Origin of the sequence: Streptococcus sp. LQJ-218 (assembly GCF_003428885.1) — a bacterium.
Classification (GTDB): domain Bacteria; phylum Bacillota; class Bacilli; order Lactobacillales; family Streptococcaceae; genus Streptococcus.
Genome location: NZ_QQRU01000005.1, coordinates 42,975 through 67,987 on the forward strand (window position 1 = coordinate 42,975; position 25,013 = coordinate 67,987).

The 25,013-nt window shown below is 40.7% G+C and carries 20 protein-coding genes, 1 other RNA gene and 1 pseudogene; 5 read left to right on the forward strand and 17 right to left on the reverse strand.

Annotated features, from left to right (window positions below):
* Positions 1 to 18: 18 nt before the first annotated feature.
* From fni to mvk, 4 genes are read right to left on the reverse strand one after another with little or no spacing between them, the layout of a single operon-like run.
* Positions 19 to 1,029, reverse strand: a complete 1,011-nt coding sequence (gene fni, locus D2908_RS05470) for a type 2 isopentenyl-diphosphate Delta-isomerase (RefSeq protein WP_117305487.1) — start codon at positions 1,027 to 1,029, stop codon at positions 19 to 21.
* Positions 1,013 to 2,020 (reverse strand): phosphomevalonate kinase, encoded by a 1,008-nt coding sequence (locus D2908_RS05475; protein ID WP_117305489.1) that lies wholly within the window; start codon positions 2,018 to 2,020, stop codon positions 1,013 to 1,015. The genes fni and D2908_RS05475 overlap by 17 nt, the downstream gene beginning before the upstream one ends.
* Positions 2,007 to 2,960, reverse strand: a complete 954-nt coding sequence (gene mvaD, locus D2908_RS05480; protein WP_117305491.1) for a diphosphomevalonate decarboxylase — start codon at positions 2,958 to 2,960, stop codon at positions 2,007 to 2,009. The genes D2908_RS05475 and mvaD overlap by 14 nt, the downstream gene beginning before the upstream one ends.
* Positions 2,942 to 3,820 carry a mevalonate kinase gene (gene mvk / locus D2908_RS05485; RefSeq protein ID WP_117305492.1) on the reverse strand — a complete coding sequence of 293 codons (879 nt, stop codon included), beginning with the start codon at positions 3,818 to 3,820 and terminating at the stop codon, positions 2,942 to 2,944. Before mvk ends, mvaD begins: the two co-directional genes overlap by 19 nt.
* Positions 3,821 to 3,859: 39 nt before the next feature.
* On the opposite strand from mvk, the gene D2908_RS10120 reads away from it, so the two are divergent.
* Entirely contained in the window at positions 3,860 to 4,123 is a 264-nt protein-coding gene (locus D2908_RS10120; protein WP_117305494.1) for a hypothetical protein, read from the forward strand.
* Here D2908_RS10120 and D2908_RS05495 read toward each other — a convergent pair.
* From D2908_RS05495 to D2908_RS05530, 8 genes are all read right to left on the reverse strand, one after another.
* The gene (locus D2908_RS05495) at positions 4,095 to 5,036 is read right to left on the reverse strand and encodes an N-acetylmuramoyl-L-alanine amidase family protein (RefSeq protein ID WP_117305496.1); all 942 of its coding nucleotides are present in this window, start codon (positions 5,034 to 5,036) and stop codon (positions 4,095 to 4,097) included. The genes D2908_RS10120 and D2908_RS05495 overlap by 29 nt on opposite strands.
* Before the next feature lie 99 nt (positions 5,037 to 5,135).
* Positions 5,136 to 5,825, reverse strand: a complete 690-nt coding sequence (locus D2908_RS05500) for a response regulator transcription factor (RefSeq protein ID WP_117305498.1) — start codon at positions 5,823 to 5,825, stop codon at positions 5,136 to 5,138.
* Between the two features lie 11 nt (positions 5,826 to 5,836).
* Positions 5,837 to 7,261 (reverse strand): NADP-dependent phosphogluconate dehydrogenase, encoded by a 1,425-nt coding sequence (gene gndA, locus D2908_RS05505; RefSeq protein ID WP_117305499.1) that lies wholly within the window; start codon positions 7,259 to 7,261, stop codon positions 5,837 to 5,839.
* 75 nt (positions 7,262 to 7,336) lie between these two features.
* Entirely contained in the window at positions 7,337 to 8,746 is a 1,410-nt protein-coding gene (locus tag D2908_RS05510) for a cell division site-positioning protein MapZ family protein (protein ID WP_117305501.1), read from the reverse strand.
* 12 nt (positions 8,747 to 8,758) lie between these two features.
* Positions 8,759 to 9,916: a class I SAM-dependent RNA methyltransferase gene (locus D2908_RS05515; protein ID WP_117305503.1), complete on the reverse strand. Its 1,158-nt coding sequence runs from the start codon at positions 9,914 to 9,916 to the stop codon at positions 8,759 to 8,761.
* Between the two features lie 84 nt (positions 9,917 to 10,000).
* Positions 10,001 to 10,382, reverse strand: an RNA gene (gene rnpB / locus D2908_RS05520) — RNase P RNA component class B.
* A gap of 20 nt (positions 10,383 to 10,402) precedes the next feature.
* Complete coding sequence (gene gpsB, locus D2908_RS05525; protein WP_165847448.1) at positions 10,403 to 10,732, reverse strand: cell division regulator GpsB; 330 nt, start codon at positions 10,730 to 10,732, stop codon at positions 10,403 to 10,405.
* Between the two features lie 72 nt (positions 10,733 to 10,804).
* Complete coding sequence (locus D2908_RS05530) at positions 10,805 to 11,332, reverse strand: SLOG family protein (RefSeq protein ID WP_117305506.1); 528 nt, start codon at positions 11,330 to 11,332, stop codon at positions 10,805 to 10,807.
* A gap of 66 nt (positions 11,333 to 11,398) precedes the next feature.
* Between D2908_RS05530 and recU the strand changes: the two genes are divergently transcribed.
* Entirely contained in the window at positions 11,399 to 11,995 is a 597-nt protein-coding gene (gene recU / locus D2908_RS05535; RefSeq protein WP_117305507.1) for a Holliday junction resolvase RecU, read from the forward strand.
* Complete coding sequence (gene pbp1a / locus D2908_RS05540; protein WP_117305509.1) at positions 11,992 to 14,187, forward strand: penicillin-binding protein PBP1A; 2,196 nt, start codon at positions 11,992 to 11,994, stop codon at positions 14,185 to 14,187. Before recU ends, pbp1a begins: the two co-directional genes overlap by 4 nt.
* 136 nt (positions 14,188 to 14,323) lie before the next feature.
* Here pbp1a and D2908_RS05545 read toward each other — a convergent pair whose 3' ends face one another.
* The 5 genes and pseudogenes from D2908_RS05545 to D2908_RS05575 form a co-directional block, all read right to left on the reverse strand.
* The gene (locus tag D2908_RS05545; RefSeq protein ID WP_117305511.1) at positions 14,324 to 16,303 is read right to left on the reverse strand and encodes a peptide ABC transporter substrate-binding protein; all 1,980 of its coding nucleotides are present in this window, start codon (positions 16,301 to 16,303) and stop codon (positions 14,324 to 14,326) included.
* Between the two features lie 199 nt (positions 16,304 to 16,502).
* Positions 16,503 to 17,554, reverse strand: a pseudogene (locus D2908_RS05550) (galactofuranosyltransferase).
* Between the two features lie 24 nt (positions 17,555 to 17,578).
* Positions 17,579 to 18,676 (reverse strand): UDP-galactopyranose mutase, encoded by a 1,098-nt coding sequence (gene glf, locus D2908_RS05555; RefSeq protein WP_117305512.1) that lies wholly within the window; start codon positions 18,674 to 18,676, stop codon positions 17,579 to 17,581.
* Positions 18,677 to 19,007: 331 nt separating this feature from the next.
* Entirely contained in the window at positions 19,008 to 20,966 is a 1,959-nt protein-coding gene (locus D2908_RS05565) for a peptide ABC transporter substrate-binding protein (protein WP_117305516.1), read from the reverse strand.
* Between the two features lie 194 nt (positions 20,967 to 21,160).
* The gene (locus D2908_RS05575) at positions 21,161 to 22,768 is read right to left on the reverse strand and encodes an alpha-glucosidase (protein ID WP_117305519.1); all 1,608 of its coding nucleotides are present in this window, start codon (positions 22,766 to 22,768) and stop codon (positions 21,161 to 21,163) included.
* Positions 22,769 to 22,920: 152 nt separating this feature from the next.
* Here D2908_RS05575 and D2908_RS05580 point away from each other — a divergent pair, with 152 nt between their 5' ends.
* Complete coding sequence (locus D2908_RS05580; protein WP_117305521.1) at positions 22,921 to 24,405, forward strand: DUF1846 domain-containing protein; 1,485 nt, start codon at positions 22,921 to 22,923, stop codon at positions 24,403 to 24,405.
* A 94-nt stretch (positions 24,406 to 24,499) separates the two neighbouring features.
* A complete protein-coding gene (locus tag D2908_RS05585) occupies positions 24,500 to 24,982 on the forward strand; it encodes an S-ribosylhomocysteine lyase (protein ID WP_117305523.1) in 483 nt (160 codons plus the stop codon).
* Positions 24,983 to 25,013: the final 31 nt, after the last annotated feature.

The following is a 25,013-nucleotide window of genomic DNA, read 5'->3' on the forward strand; positions in this document are numbered from 1 at the left end:
ATGGAAAAAAGGCGCTGGTTACGCCTTTTTCATCTGATCATTTGCTTCTTTTAATTTTCCATAAAGAAGATAGTCTACTTTTTGCAAATCTGCTATACTTGCACAATTAAGAGCACACATAATCAAGCGTAAATCCTCTTTCCAGCCTTGGACAATGCCGATCACTTCTTCAGCTGTGTAGGTTTCAATCAATTCCAGAACGGTACGTGACAGTCCTACAGCCTTGGCACCAAAGACCAAGCACTTAATCATATCCAGCGGATTCCGAACCCCTCCACTGACCAAGAGTTGGACCTTGTCTTTCCAGTCTTGGGCATTGAGAAGGGCTTGCATGGTAGACTGGCCCCATTGATTGAGGTAATCACGTTGACCACTGCGACGGTTTTCGATATAAGCAAAGCTGGTGCCACCACGACCCGATAGATCCACTGTACGAACACCCAGTTCATAGGCTCTTTCGATGGTCTTCACATCCATTCCAAAGCCCACTTCTTTTAGGACAATCGGAACGGGGATTTGCTTGCCGTAGTCTGCTAGATGCGATTGCCAACTTCTGAACCTTCTTTCTCCCTCGGGCATGAGCAATTCCTGCATGACATTGACATGCACCTGCAGGAGAAGAGGGGTCATCTCATCTACAGTCTGAAGGCCTAAATCAACAGGCTTGTCCAATCCAATATTGGTTCCAAGAAGGAGATTTGGATGACTAGTCTTGACAGAAAAAGAGGCATCTGATGGATCTTTGAGAGCCGCACTATAAGAACCCGTTACAAACAAAATACCACAGGCTTCCGCCACCTGAGCCAGCTTTTGATTGATTTCTCTTCCCTTATCGCTTCCACCTGTCATAGCATTGATATAAAAAGGAAAGTCCCACTTTCGACCAGCAAACTCTGTTGACAGATCGATTTCATCCAGGTCGTAAAGAGGCAAGGAAGAATGAATCAACTCGACCTCATCAAAGCTATTATAAGAACTTTTCTGCTCAAGGGCATAGCGGATATGCTCGTCCTTACGATTTGTCGTCATGTCCTATCCTTTCTTGGTATAAGAGCTCAATCCCCAGATCGGCCCAACGGTTTTTTAGGGTTTCAGTTGATTGCTCATCAAAACTCAAGGCAATACCACAATCACCACCACCAGCACCGCTACTCTTGGCAACGGCCTGCAAATCTTGACTGGCTTCTTTCAGTTGTCTAAGCGAAGGTGTGTAAATATCTGTGCTCAAGCCTTCTAAGAGCTTGCTGGCTGTTTCCACCTGCTCGATGATTTTTTCTACTTTCCCCTGCTCCAAGGCTTCTACTAAAGCAGCTATCGTTTCATTTGAGGAAGTTAAGAAATCCTGATTGATATTTTGCTTGATTTGCTGGACCATGTGACTCGATACAGCCACTTCCTTGGTCCATCCCACTAGGAAATCACACTCTAGAGCTGGTTTTACTTGTGAAATAGAAAAGCCCCAATCACGCTCTAAAATAGTCGCCAAGTTTTCTTCTTCCAACCACGCAGCCACCTTCTGGCGATCAAAAGACTGGTAGAGAACTAAATCCTCTGCCACAATACAGGCAAGGTCCCCCATAGAACCATTGTCACCGCACTTGAGTAGGACGGCACTAGCCAGCTTGAACAAGAGCTCCGTATCAACCGTAATATCATATAGAGCTAGTAAAGCCTTGACAACCAAGACAACGACGCTGCCACTAGAACCTAAACCAAACTTTTTCCCTTCTCGTTCCATTTTTCCTCGGATTTCTAGAGAAAATGGTCGTAAGGTCTGCCCACGATGAACGAGGAAATCTTGCACTAAAGCAACCGTTTCTTGAATCAAGCTATAGTCAGGATTTGGCGTCAAATCCACTGCGAAATCAAACATATCTGAGTAGATACGGTAACTATCAGAAAAAGCAATCTCGCCCTTCATATAGATGGGGATGGCTTTTATCAAGGCCAACTGCCCTGGCTCTAAAATAGCATATTCACCTGCCCAATAGAGTTTTCCGCAAGTTTTAACAGCAATCATCTTGGCTCAAATCCTTTGTTTTTGACACAATTAAGCGGTAATGTTGACCGAAGATTTCAGATAAATGCTCCAAGTCTTCCTCTTGACAGAGGACCTTGACATTGGGACCAGCATCCATGGTAAAGTAACAGGCTTCTCCTTGTTCACGAAGCTGACGAACAAAGTCCATGGCTTCATAAGTCGCATCAGTCAGATAAGAAAAAGCTGGTGATGCTGTTTCGGTCGTAGCGTGCATAGCCAGGGCATTTTTCTCCGTTAATTCCCCAACCTTGGCAAAATCATTTTCCTTGAGATAAACCAGCATATCCTGATAGTCTTTCTCAGACTGACGCACCCAGTCGTCAAAAGTCGTCGAAGTTTCCACACAAAGTTTCATCCCATCACGGCTAGAGATTTGTTTTTTCTTGTCCTCTAGCACCAACATCATCATAGCTAGTTTCAGGTCTGTCTCTACCGGGTAAATCTCTCCGCTATCCTTGTCCCAGGCACCTAATGGTCCATAAAAACTCCGAGAAGAAGAGCCTGAGGCAAACTTAGCCTCCTGCGCCAACTGGCTCCGATTCAAACCAAGCTTGAAATAAGCATTACAAGCCTTGACCAAGGCAGACAAACCACTAGAACTTGAGGACAGACCTGCTGCGGTTGGCATATTGTTTTGAGTATCGATACGGACAAAGCCCTCACCAGCTGGACGATAGCGATCAATAATCTTACTCATCTTGGCATGCTCTGCCTCATTTTGTAGCTGACCATTGATAAAAAAGGCATCAGCAGTCGCAGTCGTCGGTAGAGGCGACAAGGTCGTCTCCGTGTACATATTTTCCAAAGTCAGAGAGATGCTGCTAGTAGCAGGTATCATCTCTTTTTCTTTTTTCTTTCCCCAATATTTGATAATGGCAATATTCGCGTAAGAACGTACTGTTACAGGCTCTCGATCCATGTCTGTACAGCTCCTTTCTCTTCTAATCTTTCTGCTAGTTCTTGAGCTTGAGTCAAATTGACTGCCAAGGCGATAATACAGCCTCCTAGCCCACCACCACTCATCTTAGCACCCAGAGCACCATGGTTAAGAGCCGTTTCAACCAAAGAATCTGACTCAGGACTACTGACACCAATTTCTTTTAAATGTAAATGCGCTTGACTGAGGATTTGCCCCAGCCCCTCAGCATCTTTTTGTAAAATCGCATTTTCTGCTTGCTGGGTCAATTCTCCTAGGGCATGCAAAAACGGTAGGGCATCCTTCCCCTTACTTTGAACTACTTGGATGGCTTCACGAGTGTGACCATACACGCCCGTGTCAGCAATCACCAAATAGGCGGATAGGTCCATCTTAAGCTCTGTAAATCCAACGTTCTTGATAAAGCGAATAGGCTGGTCACTGAGACAGGTCTTAGCATCCAAACCACTTGGATTCATATGAGCAATCATCTCCGCCCGATTGACCAAGATTTCTAGTACATCATGAGGTAGATTTGCTTGATAGTAGTCAAATACAGCACGTATAGCCGCTATGCTGATAGCAGCTGACGAACCCATTCCTCGCTTCTCAGGGATAGCCGAGTCAATCTCACAGCGAATGCAGGCCTCCGTGATCTCCAAATACTCCAGTGAAGCATAGACCGCCATGGACAAGGTATCCTCCTCATAGAGACGCCAAGGACTTTCAGCAGGGACCACCTTACAAGTCACTTCCACCTCCAAAAGTGGCAAGGAAATAGCAGGATAACCGTAAACGACCGCATGCTCTCCTATTAAAATAATCTTACTATGTGCCTGACCAACACCAACTTTTTTTATCATATTTACCTTTTACTAGACGAAAAAGCCGTCTCATACTCAATGAAAATCAAAAAGCAAACTAGGAAGCTAGCCGCAGGTTGCTCAAAACACTGTTTTGAGGTTGTGGATAGAACTGACGAAGTCAGTAACCATAGCTACGGTAAGGCGACGCTGACGTGGTTTGAAGAGATTTTCGAAGAGTATTATTTTTTCCTACAAGTATTTATTCTCTCCTATCTATTTTATTATATTTTCACAAAAAAAGCGATTGTTTCCTTCACAATCGCCTCTTTCATTATTGAACCCATTCGCCATTATAATTGACAGAATAGCCATCTACGGTCGTATTCACTGCTAAGGCACCTGAGCTATAGGCATAGTACCATTTACCATTAACTTGGAACCAACCAGTGACCATAGCTCCTGATGAACGGAGATAGTACCACTTGTTACCAAGGTATTGCCAGCCAGTTTTCATATCACCATTTTGAACATCTAAATAATACCAAGTGGAGCCTTCCTGATACCAACCGGTTGCCATAGCTCCTGATGAACGGAGGTAGTACCACTTATTGCCAAGTTGTTTCCAACCAGTTTGCATTGTAGCAGTTGTTGGATCGAGATAGTACCAAGTTGGGTTATCATTGCTCCAGCCACGCACTGGCTCCCCAACCGTTAAACTGTCGATACGAGTATCAAAGCCACCACTCTTTTGTAAATAATACCAATGCCCCTCATCATAAATCCAACCAGTTTTTAAAGTGTGATAACTACGTTGATCTTCAAAATAATAGACTCGTTTCTCTGCTGGACTATTATATTGTTCACCATGGTGTTTGTTGGTATTGGTAGCAGTTTTTGCTTCTAAAACTTGCTTGCCAACAAATTCTTGAAGAATCCCATCTTGGTTAAAGTAGTACCATCTTGGCATTGGCATCAATTCCAACCTCATACCATTAGGGTAAGGACCAATGGTACTCCCTTTAGATGGAAACGGGATGTATTGCCAGCCGACAACCATCTCTCCTGATACATGATCAAAATAATAGGTCTTCCCATCAATCACTCGCCAGGCCGTTTCTTTGAGATCCCCCTTCTTGTAGTAGGTTCTACCATTTTCTTGGACAAATTGCCAGCCTTCTGAATCAGTATCATCCGCCAATACTGCACTTGTCGCTCGCAAACCAAAGAAAAAGACTGCTAATGCAATTTGCATCAATTTTTTTATTTTTTTCATTAGACCTATCCTCCATAACTGATTGTAGCAAATACAAAATCGCATGTCAACATATAAAGAACTCATGTAAAAAAGCAGTTACATAACTGCAACTGCTTGCTATTCTTGCATGGTGTAACCAACACCACGCACGGTTTTAATGTAGCTTTTTTGACCTTTTACATCAAGTTTGCTACGTAGATAACGGATATAGACATCCACGATATTGGTTTCGATCGCACTTTCATACTTCCATACGCTTTCCAACAACTGCTCACGAGTCAGGACTTTCTTGCTTCCCATAAGAGTAGCCAAAAGGTCATACTCACGACGGGTCAGAGCAATCATCTCCTCGCCACGATAAACGGTATGATGTTCTACATCCATACGCAGATTGCGGTAAGACGTTGGAACCTTCATCTGACTACAGTGTTGGTCAATGAAATCCCGACCTCGGAAAATCGCTGAAATACGAGCTACCAAATTCTCAATAATAACTGGCTTATAGATGTAAGAAACGGCAAAGCGTTGGATTGTCTCAATCTGCCCTTGCAATTCTTCACGATGGTCCAATACCATGATCACTGAGGCTGATTTTGTTCGACTCAGTTTGTCTGCAAAATCCTGGGCCGTCATACCCCCCAGATGAGCATTCAGTAAAATTAAGTCATAGTTTGTCTGGAGAGCCATGGAGAGGGCTTTTTGCCCCTCTTCTACCTGATCAACACGGTATTGCTCTTTTTGGAGTTCCAAACTTAAAAAATGAGCTAAATTTCGTTCTTTCTCAAGTAATAAAATCCGTTTCCCCATAACAAACCTACTTATTTTTCGTCATACCAAGAGTAATGGAAGGTTCCTGCTTTGTCTTTACGTTGGTAAGTGTGGGCACCAAAGTAGTCACGTTGCGCTTGGATCAAGTTAGCTGGAAGGTCAGCTGAACGGTAGCTATCAAAGTAAGTGATAGCTGCTGAGAAAGTTGGCACTGGCACACCAGCTTGAACCGCAAGAGCTACGATATCACGCACTGCTTGTTGGTATTTAGCAGTAACATCCAAGAAGTACTCATCCAAAAGAAGGTTAGCAAGATCTGCATTACGGTTGTAGGCATCTGTAATCTTTTGCAAGAAACGAGAACGGATGATACAGCCAGCACGCCAGATAGATGCGATCTCTGCAAATGGCAAGTTCCAGTTGTTTTCTTTAGAAGCTACACGCAGTTGAGCAAAACCTTGTGCGTATGAGATGATTTTTGAGAAGTAAAGAGCTTGACGGATTTTTTCAATCAACTCAGCCTTGTCTCCTTCAAATTTGAAGTCAGCTGGTTTTGGAAGAACCTTGCTAGCATGTACACGTTCTTCTTTGTAAGTTGAAATGTAACGCGCAAATACTGATTCAGTGATGAGTGACAATGGCACACCAAGGTCAAGAGCTGATTGGCTAGTCCATTTACCAGTTCCCTTGTTACCTGCAGCATCAAGAATGTAGTCTACGATTGGTCCATCTTGACCTTCATCGTCTTTACGGCTCAAGATATCCGCTGTGATTTCAATCAAGTAGCTGTCCAATTCACCCTTGTTCCACTCAGTAAAGATTTCAGCCATATCTTGAGCTGAAAGCCCAAGCAAGTGTTGCATAAGATCGTAGCTTTCTGCAATCAATTGCATATCACCATACTCGATACCATTGTGGACCATTTTCACATAGTGACCAGCTCCATCAGGACCGATGTAAGTCACACATGGTTTTCCATCTTCTGGTGCTTTAGCTGAGATTTCTTCAAGAACATCAGCCACCAATTCGTAGGCCTCTTTTTGTCCACCAGGCATGATAGAAGGACCTTCAAGAGCACCTTTTTCACCACCAGAAACCCCAGTACCGATAAAATTGATCCCTGAGTTTGCCAATTCTTCGCTACGACGGATTGTATCTTTGTAGAAAGTGTTTCCACCGTCAATCAGGATATCACCTTTGTCAAGGTGTGGAAGAAGAGCTTGGATAGTAGCATCTGTACCAGGTCCAGCTTGAACCATAAGCATGATACGACGAGGCTTTTCAATTGAGTTTACAAAACTTTCAACGTCATAGCTTGGTACAAAGTTCTTTTCAGGATGGCAAGCAATCACATCTTCCGTTTTTTCTTTACTACGGTTGTAGATAGCAACTGTATAGCCACGAGATTCAATATTAAGGGCAAGGTTACGACCCATTACGGCCATACCAACAACACCAAAGTTAGCTTTTGTCATTTGACACTCCTCTTGTTTGATTTGTTTTATTTTATCATTTTTACTTTTGAAAAGAAAGAATTTTGTAACGGCTACTTAGTAGTCCAAGTCATCCGCATGACCAGCGCCATTTCCAACAAAGTATCCTGTCTTACAGTTAAGGGTAAAGAGATAGGTTCCATCTGGCTTGTAGAGGTTGTAATAGCCATTGCCATTAATAATATTAACACGTTCAAGGATGTATTGATTTCCAGTGATATAACCACGTGAGCGTGAAGTCGCTAGAATTTGTTCCAAGACACCATCTGCAAAATCCCAGGCAGAGTTATCGCTATCATCAATAGCAGACTGATTGTAGGCAACACGACTGGCACTTCTTTGAACAGCGACTCCTGCACTTGATACACCCATATTGACTTCACTACGAGAACTTCTAGTCTCATTTGAGGTAGCATTTGAACTACTTGGGCTTGTATCACTAGTCGTATTTGAGCTTGTTTGACTTGAACTTGAGCTACTAGTTTCACTTGAACTTGAGCTAGAAGTACTTGTTTGCTGGCTCTTACCAAGGCTGATAGCCTTATCTAGCACTTTATCAAGTTCCGTATTTCCAGTTTTAATATCTGTAAATTTAGCATCTGATTTAGCTTTAGCGTTAGTGTCCAAAACACCATCCACAATAGCTGGCTTCTCAAATTGAGCATTGACATCTTGAATGGCCTTGATTTGAGTTGCTAGGCTATCATACTTAGATTTTGCAAGCGTATATTCACGACTACCTTCTAGCTTATCAAGTAAGGTTTTTAGTTGACTTAGTTTATCAAACTGGCTATTTTTCAAAGCCGTTTTGTTGCTATCTGTATAGAAGGCATCATATAAATTATTGAATTCTTCCACATCTGACTGCGTATTTGTAGTTGATTGAGAAGTTTGGATTTCCTTGGTCGAACGAGCCACTTGACGATAAACATAATAAGCAGTCCCAGGGATAAGAACCACTAAAGCTGCTAGAATACCGTAAAGCATCCATTTCTTCTTACTGTTTCCATCTTCACTATCTGTCACTCGAGAACGTATCGGAACCTCTTCCGCTCCGACCAATGGTACCTCTTCCGTCTCAAGTTCTTCGACAAGAGGAGCTTCTGAAACTCGTGTTAATTCTAAATCATCAAACTGACTTAATTCATCTTCTGGATCAGGAGGAGTTACTTCTGTATCCTCACGAAGCTCTTGAAGCAAATTATCCAGAGTCTGAGTCTCCTCTACCTCTTCTTTTTCAACTAAATCATCCTTGCTAAACTGACGTGTTTCAAACTTATCTGCATCAATTGCATCTTTATGTTTTTTCACATACTTGTCCAAGATAGAATCTCCAGGCAATACACCTGCTTCCACCTCTTCATTTTTTCGCATGGCTTCTCCAACTGTTAGCTCTTTAGCATCATCAAAATCAAATTGAGCTTCTTGATGTTCTGCATTATGATGATTACGTCCTTTCTCACTCATGAGTTTTCCTTCCTACTTTACTTCCTGACGTTTAACACGCTGACCAAAATATTGATATAAATCAACTTTTAAGGTCCCATTGTACAACTTACGTTTCTTATCCGCCTGACTACCATACTTGGTCTCAAAGGCTTCATCACTAGTTAGGATAAATTTGCTCCACGTTTTCAGCGGTGCAAATACTTGCCCCATCTCAGCATAAAGCTTGGTAACTCCTGCATCGTCTGACAAGCGTTCACCATAAGGTGGGTTAGAGATAATCACTCCATTGATTTTGTCAGAACGCAAATCCTGCACGCGCATCTGCTTAAAGGTAATATCTCTTGCAACCCCTGCTGCCTGAGCATTGGCCTTAGCAATCTCCACCATACGTGCATCGATATCACAGCCCATGATATCAAGCTCAAGTTCACGATCCACTTTCTTAGCTGCCTCTGTGCGCACTTCTTGGATCAAGCGATCGCTAATCCAGTTCCATTCCTCAAAAGCAAAAGAGCGACGAAGACCAGGAGCCATCTTTCTAGCAATCATAGCTGCTTCGATACAAAAAGTTCCTGAACCACAGGTTGGATCAATCAAGGGCTTGTCTGGATACCAGTTAGAAAGTTGCAAAATGGCTGCCGCCATATTTTCCTTGATAGGAGCACCACCTTTTTCCGTACGATAGCCACGTTTAAAGAGGCTGGATCCGGTCGTATCAATCATGACAGTTGCAATGTCTTTCAGAATAGAGACCTCAATCTTAAACTCAGGACCATTCTCCATCAGAGGAACACCTTCTGGACGGGCATAGTATTTTTGCAACTTCTTAACAACAGCCTTCTTTGAAATTGCCTGAACACTGGGTTCATTGTGTAGTTTAGACTTAACACATTTGGCTCTCGAAATCGGAAAACGAGCCCCAAGTGGTAAATAATGTTCCCAATCTAGAGCGAAAACTCCCTGAAAGAGCTCCTCAAAAGTCTTAGCTGGGAAACTTCCTACAATGATTTTGATACGATCTGCTGCCCGAAGCCAGAGGTTGGTTTCAATAATAGCTCTTGCGTCTCCTTGAAAACGAACACGCCCATTTTCAACCTGACAATCGTAGCCCAACTCTCGCACTTCACGTCCCACAACAGCCTCAAGGCCCGCTGCAGCAGTAGCGATTAAATTAAATTCTTTTTTCATTTTCAGTCTTATAAGACCTTTCTATATGTCCACTTTAAAAAATGAGGTTGAGAAAGTTTTCTCAGCCCCAACCTATATGCAATTTTCTATAAGCCATGTTTTGTTCCAGAAGTGACTAGGACCACTCCCTTCGATAATCATCTGTCTACCACTAACAGCCTATAGCTGCTAGCAGTCAGAGTACTACGTTCGTTTCCGTGTACTCCATGCCCCGACCGAAATTTGGGTTGCTAGCTTGAGGGGTTTACCGCGTTCCACTCTCTCTGTTTCCAGAAAGACTCCGTCACTGTGGCACTTTCAAGTCTACTCTGGCCTATCCAAGGACTTAGCCATTTCAACTGCCGTAACGATTTCTCGTCCCTAGGCTTATGGTTTCGCCTAGCACAATCACTACAGGCATCACAGCCTGTGCTAGCATGGACTTTCCTCATGAAAAGAAATTCTCCTCACGCGATTATCCAAAAATTGCACTTTTCAAATAAGCTCTTATAAATCAGAGTTATCCAAAATTTGTTTACCAAACACTTCTTTTTCAAGACGATTTAGTCGTTTCAAAATATCAAAATTCGTCATAGAAGTGGTAGATGTCATTTCAAGAGGTTCTGCTTGAACCGGTGCAGATTCAGGTTTGCGAGACAATTCTTCCTTCAACTCTACAATTTCTTGACGGAGAGACTTGACTAAGGCAGCATAAGTTTCATAGTCCTTGATGACATCGTCCAAAAATTCATCAACTTCAACCTTACTATATCCACGGACTTCACGTCCAAACTCTTGCTCAAAAATATCTTTTGCTGAAAAAATAATACTTGCCATCACTCTCTCCATTCTCGGTTTCTAATAGTATTATTATATAAAAAAAGACAAACAAAAATCAAGGTCAAAGGCTTACTTTTCAGAAAAATTTTCTGCTAACTCATTTAAGTCTTCAAAGGTTAGCCTTTTGATACGATAACCTTCCTGATTTTTCATCAAATTGTCTATAAATTTTAATTTGGTCTCATTTTCAGGGTCATAGAAAAAATAAGCTAAATCAGTATTTTCCAGCAAAAATCGTTGGTAGTCTCGTAGTTGCCCCATATGTTCATATTTCGGATAGGCATATTTGACAAAATCTACCTGCTTAAATTGGCTCAGTTTAAGCTGATTCGCTTCATTCCAATTTTCCCCGTGTGTTTCAAAATCAAAAATGGTCGCTAGGTTAAAATCATACTCATATTTCATTTCATTTGCGACATCAAGAACCCAGGATTCAAATCCCAAATTCCCTGTAAAGACCAGCCATTTAATTCCTTCTTCTGCTAAACTTTCTAAATCACGGCGAATGGCTTTTTTTATAATTTTTAACCTGAAATCTTTTTCATTAAACAAACCCAAGTCAAAATTAGAATATCCCATAATTAAAGCTGTAGTCATTTTTACACCTTTCTTTCTATTTTTATGGTATAATAGAGTGATGTTATTGTACCAATAAGGAGAAATATGGTCAACTATCCTCATAAAATTTCATCAAAAAAAAGCCAAACATCCATTTCTCAACCAAAAAATTTCGCAAATCGAGGAATGACTTTTGAAAAGATGATCAACGCTACAAACGATTACTATCTGACGCATGGCATGGCGGTTATCCATAAAAAACCAACGCCTGTTCAGATCGTTCGAGTAGACTATCCTCAACGTAGTCGAGCCAAAATTGTAGAAGCCTACTTTAGACAAGCTTCCACAACAGATTACTCTGGCGTGTATAAAGGATATTACATTGACTTTGAAGCCAAGGAAACGCGACAAAAGAATGCTATTCCACTAAAGAACTTCCATCTTCACCAGATTCAACATATGGAACAAGTTCTAGAACAGCAGGGCATTTGCTTCGTACTGCTTCATTTTTCTTCTCAACAAGAAACTTATTTGTTGCCGGCACTTGATTTGATTCGCTTTTATCATCAAGATAAGGGTCAAAAATCAATGCCACTTGGATATATTCAAGAATACGGATATTTAGTAAAGCAAGGAGCTTTCCCTCAAATTCCCTATCTCGACATTATCAAAGAACACTTACTAGGTGGTAAAACAAGATGAACAAACAAACTATTCTGCGATTCTTAAAGTATATTGGAATTACATTTCTTACCTTATTTATCGCGTTATTTCTATTAGGTGGAGGGGTCTTCCTCTACTTTGTTAGCAAGGCCCCAGCCTTATCTGAAAGTAAATTAGTTGCGACGACCTCTAGCAAGATTTACGACAATAAGAACGAACTAATTGCTGACCTTGGTTCTGAACGTCGCGTAAATGCTCAAGCAAATGAAATCCCTACTGATTTGGTAAAGGCCATCGTGTCTATCGAAGATCATCGTTTCTTTGACCATAGAGGTGTTGATACCATTCGTATCATGGGTGCGGCATTGAGAAACCTCCAAGGGAAAGGAGGGCTCCAAGGAGCTTCAACTTTGACTCAGCAATTGATCAAATTGACCTATTTCTCTACCTCAACTGCCGATCAAACCCTGTCACGTAAAGCTCAGGAAGCTTGGCTAGCTGTTCAACTAGAGCAAAAAGCAACCAAGCAAGAAATCTTGACCTACTACATAAACAAAGTCTACATGTCTAACGGTAACTATGGAATGCAAACCGCAGCTCAAAATTACTATGGAAAAGACTTGAAGGATTTAAGCTTGCCACAGTTAGCACTTCTAGCTGGAATGCCTCAAGCACCAAACCAATATGATCCTTATTCCCATCCAGAAGCTGCTCTCGAACGTCGGAACTTGGTACTTTCAGAAATGAAGGGGCAAAATTACATCAGTGCAGAAGATTACGAAAAAGCTATTAATACTCCTATCACTGATGGTCTCCAAAGCTTGAAGTCAGCCAATAGTTATCCTGCTTATATGGACAATTACCTCAAAGAAGTAATTGATCAAGTTGAACAAGAAACAGGTTACAACCTTCTTACTACAGGTATGGATGTCTACACAAATGTGGACAAAGATGTTCAACAGCGACTTTGGGATGTTTACAATACAGATGAATATGTTGCCTACCCAGATGATGAACTCCAAGTAGCTTCAACCATCGTGGATGTAACAAATGGTAAAGTCATTGCTCAGTTAGGGGCACGTCACCAATCAAGTAATGTATCTTTCGGTGTTAACCAAGCCGTTGAAACCAACCGTGACTGGGGTTCTACGATGAAACCAATCACTGACTATGCTCCCGCTTTAGAATATGGAGTCTATGACTCTACTGCTTCTATTGTACATGATGTTCCTTATAACTATCCTGGCACTGATACCCCAGTCTACAACTGGGATCATGGCTACTTTGGAAACATTACAGTCCAGTATGCTCTTCAACAATCACGAAATGTCACAGCCGTTGAGACTTTGAATAAGGTCGGTCTAGATAGAGCTAAAACCTTCCTCAATGGGCTTGGTATCGATTATCCAAGCATGCTTTATGCAAACGCCATTTCAAGTAACACAACTGAATCCAACAAAAAGTACGGAGCAAGTAGTGAAAAAATGGCCGCTGCCTACGCAGCTTTTGCTAATGGTGGTACTTACCACAAACCAATGTATATCAATAAAATCGTCTTTAGTGATGGTAGTGAAAAAGAATTTTCTGATGCCGGTACTCGGGCTATGAAAGAAACTACTGCCTATATGATGACCGAAATGATGAAAACTGTCTTATTATACGGAACCGGACGTGGAGCCTACCTACCTTGGCTTCCACAAGCAGGTAAGACAGGTACTTCTAACTATACTGACGAAGAAATTGAAAAGTATATCAAAAACGGTGGTTACGTAGCTCCAGATGAAATGTTTGTTGGTTATACCCGCAAATATGCAATGGCCGTTTGGACAGGATACTCAAATCGTCTAACTCCAATCATCGGAGATGGTTTCCTTGTTGCTGGTAAGGTTTATCGCTCAATGATAACTTACCTTTCTGAAGATGACAATCCTGGAGACTGGACAATGCCAGATGGCTTGTATAGAAATGGAGAATTCATCTTCCAGAATAACGCAAAGAATACAGGGAATAATTCAGTAACACAACAAACACAAACAGTAGAAACTCCAAGCACAACAGCTGAAAGTTCAACTACACAGGCAAGTACGACGGTTGGTCAACAATCCAATAATGCTCCAGCAACCGATCCTAATCAAGGACAAGCTGGTCAGGCTAGTCAGGCTGGTCAACCGACACAACCAGTACAACCAACGCCACAAAATCCACAAGTTCAACAGCAACCACAACAGTAAAAAGAAAATCCTGAGAAGCAAAACTCAGGATTTTTTCTACAAAAACTTAACGTCATAATCTTTGAAAGAGAGGATAGGTTTCAATTCACTTTCGATAAACTAAAAGAAGTTAGCGAACAGCTAACTTCTTTTTATTTTATTTCACATGATTTGCGAGTTCTTCTTGCGCTTTTTTATTGGATTCTTCTTTTTCTTTCACCCATTTATCTTGAGCTTTTTGATATTCATCTGCTGTGACTGCCTTGTCTTGAAGTTCAAGATATTTGTATCGGAGCGGATCGCTTGTTCCCTTGTTACCTGCGAAAGAGAAAGGTAAAGTAAATGGTACCATCTTAGACAAGATTGGACGCCCTGTACGAGATGTCGTTGGAATGACTAGGGCACTATCTGTCAACCATGCTTGAGCTTCAGCATACTTGTTATACCGTTTTGTAACGTCTGTAGTTTCTTCTCCTGCTTCATTGACCATTTTATCATAATCATTGAGACCAACCTTCTTAGCCGCCTCATTGTCTTTTCCTGAATCAAATCCTAGGTAAGTTCTCGTATTTTCCCCTACAGAAGGCTTGATGATATCAAGATAAGTTGATGGATCTGAGAAGTCTGGTCCCCATCCAACGTTATCAGAAATATCCCAATCCTCACCAGCAGCAGTTTGTGCAAATAAAGTAACATTAAGCACTTCATCTTTTTGCAATTGTTGAATATCAATAATGACATTATCAGTTCCTAAAGTCGCTTCCAAAGATTGTTTCATAGATTGGACACGTTGAACTTTTGTAGTTGCTGTTTGGTCAACAGGCATATCTAGGTGAATTGGGAACTGTACTCCTTCTGCTTGAAGAGCAGCCTTAGCCTTAGCAAATTCTGCCTTGGCTTTCTCTGGATTATAGAGACCATCTTGGGCATCAGCAAGATTGACATCCTTCCATTCATCACCATAAGTCACCAATTTTTCTTTGACCATGTCACCAAAGTTTTTTCCATCTGCTTGGACAAATGTTGGTGGAACAAAGATATTACGTAAAATTTTGCTTGCTCCAGTTTGTCCATTTAGCTGAGAAGCATAGGCTGTACGGTCAAATCCAAAGGCAATAGCCTGGCGGAAATCCTTGTTTAAGAGAGCCTTTTTAGTTGAAGTCTTTTGTTCTTCGCTAGTCTTAGAAGTATATTTATAGGACTGACGGTCAATATTTGTTCCTACTACATAAGTCGTAGAGTCCTGTTGCGTATAGACAATGTTGTCCTTCATCTCTTTCTCAAGCTCTGCGAAACTTGCACTTGTTGGATAGAGACGAGCTGCTGAAAGGCTACCATCTTTAAAGTTTTCTGCAGGTTTACTAGTATCTTGACCATCCCAGAATGACAATTTGACTTTGTCAATATGGACATTGTCTTTATCCCAGTAATTAGGATTCTTCGCAAATTCAAGAGTAGATTTGGTCACAATCGATTTCAACAAATAAGGACCATTATACAAGATACTGCTTGGATCCGTAGCTTTGGCAAAATCATCCCCTTTTGAGTTCAAAAACTCTTCATTGACTGGTGCTAAGACACCCATTGTTGTTTTAGAATTCCAAAAACTTTCAGGTTTGTTCAAAGTGTATTGGACTGTTTGATCATCAAGTGCTTTAATCCCAACTTGAGAGAAATCTTTATTTTCCCCTTTAGCGTAGGCATCCAGTCCTTTGATTGAGTCCTGTACCAAGTATAGGGCTTCTGATTTCTTATCTGTCGCATATTTAAGACCTGTCACAAAGTCCTGAGCCTTAACAGGAGCATACTCTTCTCCTTCAGATGTGTACCACTTGGCATCCTGACGAATCTTATAAGTGTAAGTCAAACCATCTTTAGAAACTGACCAGTCCTCTGCCATTGATGGCACCAAATTTCCATAGCGGTCACTCTCCAACAGACCATCAATCACATTACTAGTAATGTCAGCAGTCGCTGCCTTACCAGTTGTTAAATAATTGAGGTTATCTGGGTCTGTCTCGTAGGTAAATGCAAAAGTCTGCTCACCTTTAGCAGCAGAACCACCAGAACAAGCCGCTAAGACACCAGCTGCTAATAAAGTGACCCCCGCAAGAGCCAATACTTTCCTTGTTTTCATCGTATTCTCCTTTGTTTTTCTATCCATTATAGCCCCTTTTTCAAACCTTGTCAACAGAATTTTCAGAATTTTCATTTTTAGTTGTTATTTTCTGATAAGCATTGAATGTTATTTCATTTTTTAATCTCTTTTTAACTATAAAAAAGAGGGGGGATTCAGTAACTCCCTCATCCATCTATTTAAGTCATTTTTAAATTTATTAATTTAAAGCTTGCAATGCGGAAAGAAGATAAGAACCCTCACGAATTTTTTGACCTACGGCCTTAGCATTTTTGACCAAAACCTGATACTCGTCTTGAGACAAATTGTCCAATACTTCTTCCAAGTCAAGTAAATTCTCAACACTAATTCCACACTCTTTTTCTAAGACGAAATTAGCCAAAGCAGATTGCTTCCAAACAATAATAGGAAAACCAGAGGCCAAATAAAGGGAGGCCTTGTGGGAATTATTGTATCTCAAATACTCACCAAACACTCCGCTACAAGTTTTAGAACTATCACCATCCCAAACTAAACCAAAGCTTCCTTCTAACGCTGACGGTAATTCATCTGGAAGAAATGAACCAAAATAGGTTTCATTTGATAGCTTTCTAGACTCATCAAAACCAACACCATAGAGGTTATATGCCGGTCTTGCAGACAACTCATATAAGTAACCTGCTTTTTCTTGGGCTAAATTTCCAGCTACAATAATAGCCCCTTCCTTCGATAAATCTTCTTTGTCCTGATAATTTGGGATAAGATAGTCAAAAATGCCTAAACTAACTATTTTCTTCTCAGAAATCCCCTTATCAACAAGCACTGATTTCATAACTGGATTATGAGCAATAAGACCATCAGCTTGTTTCAAAAGACTAGACTCTTGAAGGTGAACACGAATCTTATGCTTCAGGGTACTGTATCCAAATTAGCATAGCGCAAAACTTCTAAATCATGGATAATAAAGTGAACCCTCACTCCTTTACATTGTATTCTTTTAACTAAATGAGTCGTAAAGAAACGATGATGAAGCATAGGAAATCGAATAAGTAGCCGATCCCCTTCCTTCAACTTAGAGATAGCTTTGGATAGGGCTTTAGCCTTGTGGCGTTGGGCTCTAATAGTCCCCATTTGATACCAATCATCTACCATGAATAACAAAGGAGTATAGCCCTCACGAACCACTATTTCTTCGACATCATTTCAAGCCTTATTCCCCGTATTTCGTGCACCAGAATACTTCAGAAATTCTTCTTTTAGATAATATTTCATCGATCAATTTTATCCTTCATTATCTCATTTAAACTCATCCGTTACTACACTAAGAGCACGCTCAATAACCACATGCATGTCGTAGTATTTATAATCGGCCAAACGTCCGCAGAAAATGACCTTATCATTCTGTACTGCTTCTTCTTGATATTTAGCAAACATAGCATTGTTTCTTTCATCATTGATTGGATAATAAGGTTCATCACCACGTTTCCAATCAGCTGGGTATTCACGAGTAATGACCGTTTTATTTTGCGTACCATACTCAAAATGTTTATGCTCAATAATGCGAGTATAAGGAATTTCTCGTTCTGTATAGTTTATAACTGCGTTTCCTTGATAGTTTTCTTCATCTAGAACTTCATGCTCAAAACGAAGGCTACGGTATTCTAATTCACCATGTTTGTAATCGAAATATTGGTCAATCATTCCTGTAAAGACAACTTTTTCAGCTGAAGCTTCGAGCTCTTCCCGATTGGCAAAAAAGTCAACTCTAAGTTCTACTTCTACGTCGCCTAGCATGTTTTCAATGATGACGTTGTAACCACCGATTGGAATTCCTTGATAACGGTCATTAAAGTAGTTATTATCAAAAGTCAATCGAACTGGAAGGCGCTTGATGATAAAGGGTGGAAGATCAGTCGCAGAACGTCCCCATTGCTTTTCAGTGTATCCCTTGATCAACTTTTCATAAATATCTGGACCAATCAACTTAATTGCTTGCTCTTCCAGGTTTTTAGGTTCAACATCCTTCATATCAGCTGTTTGCTCAGCAATCTTATCTTTGACCTCTTGCGGAGTTTTTGCCCCCCACATAGCATAGAAAGTATTCATATTGAAAGGTAGATTATAAAGGTTACCCTTGTAGTTAGCCACAGGCGAGTTGATGTAGTTGTTAAATTCAGCAAATTGATTAACATAATCCCAAACTTTCTTGTTAGAAGTATGGAAGATGTGGGCACCATATTTATGAACATTAACACCTTCTACATTCTCACAATAGATATTTCCACCGATGTGATCACGTTTGTCAATCACTTTCACTTTTTTACCACGTTTTGTTGCTTCGTGTGCAAAGATTGCGCCAGACAAACCTGCACCAACAATAAGATAATCGTACATAGTCGCTTCCTTATCATTTATCTTTACATCTCCTTAACTACAGTAAAAGAGAGAATCTTATACTCTTCGAAAATCTCTTCAAACCACATCAGCGTCCATCTGCAACCTCAAAACAGTATTTTGAGCTGACTTCGTCAGTTCTATCTACCACCTCAAAGCTGTACTTTGAGCTAACTTCTCAGTTACTCTTTGATTTTTATTGAGTATTAGTTTCAATCTATTTTAGCACAAAACAAATCATTTCTCAGTTTTCAATAGCCGAGTGATTTAAAAAGACAAGCACCAAAATTGATGTTTGTCTTTATGATTCTTCTTAAAAAGCTATTTCTCATTATTTAACATGCTTTTCTGCTTCTTTTTGAGCTTTTTCGATTGCTTTTTTGCTTTCTTGCTCCCATTTGGTCTTCGCTTCTTCAAACTGTTTTGTTGTTACAGTATCTTTTTGCAGTTTCATGTACTTGTAGTTATTTCCATCTCCCTTGATACCAACCAATGAATATCCTCTTGTAAATGGTGTCACTTTAGTTACAGATGCTGTTCCACCATTTGACATAACTGACATAATAAGAGAATTATCAATCATCCAAGCCTGTGCTTCAGCGTATTTTTCATAACGCTTCGCTACATCTTTGTTTTCACCATCCGCTTCCTTAAGCATTTTAGTGTAGGTATCCAGCCCTAGACTAGCAATTTTTGCCTTATCTTCCTTGGCATCTAAACCAAAGATTTTGAGGTAGAATCCATCCTCTGCATTGAAAGGATTGAGATAAGTTGATGGATCTTGGTAGTCACCCACCCAACCATCAAAGTTTAAATCGTAGTCTCGATCAGCTGGTGTCGGCGCCAAAAAGCCTACATTATTAAAATCATCTGTTGACAATTGCTGAACATCAATGACAATATTATCATCACCTAAAACTGACTCGATGGTCTGTTTAACTGAGTTCATACCTGCCACAGCATTTTTATTCGTCTGATCAACTGCCACATCCAAGTGAATTGGGAAAGTCACACCTTGACTTGCCAATTCTTTTTTAGCTTCCGCAAATTTTGCTTGGGCTTTTTCTTGATTGAAATAGGCATCCTGTGCATCAGCTAGGTTTATTTCTGACCATTCTGTGCCATAGTTGACCAATTTAGAAGCGACTACTTCTCCGAAGGTCTTGTCTCCAACTTGGACAAATGTAGGAGGCACTAGGGTATTGCGAAGGGTCTTGCTAGCTGCTTCTTCTCCATTTGACTGAGCAGAATAGGCTGTGCGATCCAAGGCAAAGTTCACTGCTTGACGGAAATTTTTGTTCAAGACAGCTTCCTCAGTTGACTTCTTCTGCTCATCTGTCGTTTTAGATGTATAGTTGTAGGCCTTACGATTGACATTGAAATTGAAGTACCAAGATGTCTTATCCTGCAAACTATAGACGATATTATCCTTGTATTTCTCCTTGGTCTTGGCGAAGTTTGAACTATTTGGATAAACCCCCGCAATAGAATAAGCTCCATTTTCAAAGTTACGGATAGTCAATTCTTGGTCTAAGCCATCAAAATAAGCCAATTTCACGTGTTCAATCGATACTTTGCCATGATCATAGTAATGTGGATTCTTCACATACTCGATAGATGATTTTGATGTGAAATCTTTTAACAAATAAGGTCCGCTATAGAGAATGCTATCTGGAGATAAGGTACCGAAATCTTTCCCTTTTGAATTTAAAAACTCCTCGTTTACTGGGAAAAGAATACTATTTGTTGTTTTTGAGTTCCAGTAAGGTTCCGGACGTGCCAAAGTATATTCCACAGTCTGGTCATCAATCGCCTTCACCCCAACCTTAGAAAAGTCAGAATTTACTCCTGTAATATAATCATTCAAGCCCTTGATAGAGTTTTGAATCAGGTCAATGGCCTGTGATTTATTATCCACTGCGTACTTGATACCTGTCACAAAATCCTGTGCCTTGACTGGAGCATACTCTTCACCATCAGCTGTGAACCATTTGGCATCTTTTCTCAATTTGTAGGTATAGGTCAGACCGTCTCTTGAAACAGACCAATCTTCTGCCAGAGACGGAACTAGATTTCCATGATTGTCATTTTCAAGCAGACCGTCAACTAGGTTAGTAATGATGGCTGTATTGTCAGCGTAGTAGTCCAATAAATAGTTAAATGTAGTTGGATTTCCACTAAAGGTTGATGAGTAAGTTTTTGTATCTGGAGCTGATTGTCCACAAGCAGCTAATAGCAATGCAGCCGCAAAAGTCAAACCTGCACTAAGGACACGCTTTTTTGTATTCATCTTCTTTCTCCTTTATGTTAGTTTTTATAACATACATTTATTTTACCAAAATAACTAGGATTTGTAAAGTTAATTTAATTTTGAGAATCAAAGCTTCTAAATGTAGGTCATAAAAAATAAAGGATTTCTGTCTTTCATACAGTCCTCCCTTATTTTTATACGATATCATTTTTAAATTTTTCCGTAAAAAATGCTTATAGTAATTCCACACTAAAAGCATCCCACGGAGCCAAGGTCTGTGTAGCTAAAGCTGCTTCTACTGAGGTATTTTCAATCAAGACAGATGTGGTTGGTTCTTCAACCGCAAACTCTTGCTTTTGGTTGGACAAGTTAGCCACAACTAGGAATCGACGATCGCCATCTTTACGGATGTAAGCAAAGACTTTTTCAGCCGTTTCAAGGAGTTCAAAATCAGCTCTCACCAACCAGCTATTTTCCTTACGAATGTTTACCAATTTTTGATAAGTATAGAAAATAGAATCTGGGTTTGCCAGTGCTTTCTGAACGTTGATTGCTTGATAGTTTGGATTAACAGCCAACCAAGGTTGACCTGTTGAGAAACCAGCGTTTTTGCTCTCATCCCATTGCATTGGAGTACGCGCATTGTCGCGTCCAATAACACGGATACTGTCCATGATTTCTTCCATCGGAACGCCTTTTTCAAGAGCCTCACGCGCATAGTTGAGGGATTCAATATCTTCTACTTGGTCCAGTGTTTCAAACGGATAGTTGGTCATCCCAATCTCCTCACCTTGGTAGATATAAGGAGTTCCTCTCATGAGATGAAGTAAGATCGCAAAGGCTTTGGCAGATTTTTCGCGGTATTCTTGGTCATTTCCCCAGATTGAGACGATACGAGGGAGGTCATGATTATTCCAGAAGAGCGAATTCCAGCCATCTTCAACTCCTAACTCTGTCTGCCATTTATTGAAGATTTCTTTTAACTTCCCTACATTTAAATCTTTTTGATAGTGCCACTTAGGCTGACCTTCCTGATACTGAAGACCGATATGTTCAAACTGGAAGACCATAGACAATTCTTGCCCCTTTGGATCCGAGTAGAGCTTAGCAATCTCGGGCGTTGCTCCCCATGTCTCCCCTACTGTCAAGAGCTCTTTATTTCCAAAAGTTGCCTGATTCATTTCCTTGAGATAGGGATGAAGCATGGGCCCATTGTTGACAATCTTCTGATCAGGAATTTTCCCAATCATGTCAATAACGTCCATACGAAATCCACCGATCCCTTTATCAATCCAGAAATTCATCATTTCATAGATTTTTTGTCGTAGTTCTTCATTTTCCCAGTTAAGGTCTGGTTGTTTCTTACTGAAAAAGTGCAGGTAATATTGACCAGCCTTTTCGTCATATTGCCAGGCAGAACCACTGAAAATTGATTCCAATTCGTTAGGCTCATCCCGCCAGATATAGTAGTCACGCTCAGGGCTATCAGGATTTTCACAAGCCTCGACAAACCAAGCATGTTCATCCGATGTATGATTGACCACCAAGTCCATGATGATACGAATATCACGCTTCTTAGCTTCTGCGATCAGTTGGTCCATATCCTCCATGGTCCCAAAAATAGCTGCAATCGCTTGATAATCAGCAATATCATAGCCATTATCATCCATCGGACTGTCATAAACGGGAGAAAGCCAAATCGCTGTAATCCCTAACTTGGCTAGATAGTCTAACTTACTGGTAATTCCTGGTAAATCACCAATTCCATCTCCGTTACTATCCATAAAACTCTTGGGATAGACTTGATAGACTACGGCATTGTGCCACCATTTTTCTTGCATTTTCTTACCTCATTATTTTAATAATCTATAGTCTATGATAGCGCTTTTCAGAACTTTGTGCAAGCGTTTGCCTAATCTTTTTGATTTCTTTTTTAACTCCATAGTTTCCTAACTTCCAATTTTTTATTATAATAGAGGTCAGAGGTAAAAAAATGAAAAAACAAGCTTTTAGTTCTGAACAATATTTGAATCTACAACGCGACCATATTTTGGAGCGCATTAACCAATTTGACGGCAAGCTCTACTTGGAGTTTGGTGGCAAAATGTTAGAAGATTTCCACGCTGCTCGTGTCCTCCCTGGTTATGAGCCTGACAACAAAATCAAACTCTTGCAAGAATTGAAAGAGCAAGTTGAGGTCGTGATTGCCATTAATGCGAGCAACATCGAGCATTCTAAAGCACGTGGTGACTTGGGCATTTCCTACGACCAAGAGGTCCTTCGTTTGATTGATAAATTCAACGAACTTGGGATTTTTGTTGGTTCCGTTGTCATCACACAGTATGCTGGCCAACCAGCTGCAGATGCCTTCCGCAACCAACTCGAAAAAAACGAGATTGATTCTTATCTTCATTATCCAATCAAAGGATATCCGACGGATATGGATCACATCATTTCTCCTGATGGTATGGGGAAAAATGATTACATCAAAACCAGTCGTAACTTGATTGTCGTGACTGCTCCTGGGCCTGGTTCAGGTAAGTTGGCAACCTGTATGTCTAACATGTACCACGACCAAATCAATGGCATCAAATCTGGTTACGCTAAATTTGAAACCTTCCCAGTTTGGAATCTCCCACTTCATCATCCAGTCAACTTAGCCTACGAGGCTGCCACAGCAGACCTAGATGATGTCAACATGATTGACCCATTCCATCTCCAAACTTATGGAGAAACCACTGTCAACTACAACCGTGATATTGAAATTTTCCCAGTTCTCAAACGCATGTTAGAACGTATCCTTGGAGAATCTCCATACGCTTCTCCAACAGATATGGGAGTCAACATGGTTGGCTTTGCAATCACTGATAACGACGCTGCCATTGAAGCATCCAAGCAAGAAATCATCCGTCGTTACTATCAAACCGTTCTTGATTTCAAAGCCGAAAAAGTAGGCGAATCTGCTGTTAAGAAGATTGAACTTCTCATGAACGACCTCGGTATCACACCTGCAGACCGTAAGGTTGCTGTCGTTGCACGTCAAAAAGCTGAAGAAACTGGTGGACCAGCCCTAGCCCTTGAATTGCCAACTGGTGAAGTCGTCACAGGTAAGAACTCAGAACTCTTTGGCCCTACAGCAGCTGCTCTGATCAATGCCATCAAGAAATCAGCTGACATTGCTAAAGAAGTAAAACTAATCGAACCTGAAGTTGTTAAGCCAATCCAAGGTCTTAAAATCGATCATCTCGGTAGTCGGAATCCACGCCTGCATTCAAATGAAATCCTGATTGCACTTGCTATCACAGCTATGGAAAATCCTGACGCTGCCCGCGCTATGGAAGAACTTGGCAACCTCAAAGGAAGCGAAGCCCACTCAACTATCATCTTGACAGATGAAGACAAGAATGTCCTTCGTAAATTGGGTATCAATGTAACCTTTGACCCTTACTACCAATATGACCGCTTGTATCGTAAATAACGATTCGAACCTCTCCACCCTCGGAGGGGTTTTCTCTCTGTCTCAAGAGCCAGCTTTATGTTATAATAAAAAAAGAAAACTGAAAGGATCTACCATGTCAAAAGAAGTTATTGTTGAAAGTTTTGAACTTGACCACACCATTGTTAAAGCACCCTATGTTCGATTGATTGGGGAAGAAACAGGACCAAAAGGTGATATCATCTCCAATTATGACATTCGCTTGGTGCAACCAAATGAAGACTCTATCCCTACCGCTGGTCTTCACACAATTGAGCACCTCCTGGCAAAACTCATCCGTACCCGCATCGACGGTATGATTGACTGTTCACCATTTGGTTGCCGTACAGGCTTCCATATGATTATGTGGGGACGTCATTCTAGCGCTGAAATCGCAGCAGTTATCAAGGATTCATTAAAAGAAATCGCTGAGACAACAACTTGGGAAGATGTCCCAGGAACAACTATTGAATCTTGCGGAAACTACAAGGATCACAGCCTCTTTTCTGCTAAAGAATGGGCGAAACTCATCCTAGAACGAGGTATTTCAGATGATGCCTTTGAACGTCATGTCATCTAATAATAAAAAAGAAACCAGCTTTTGAACTGGT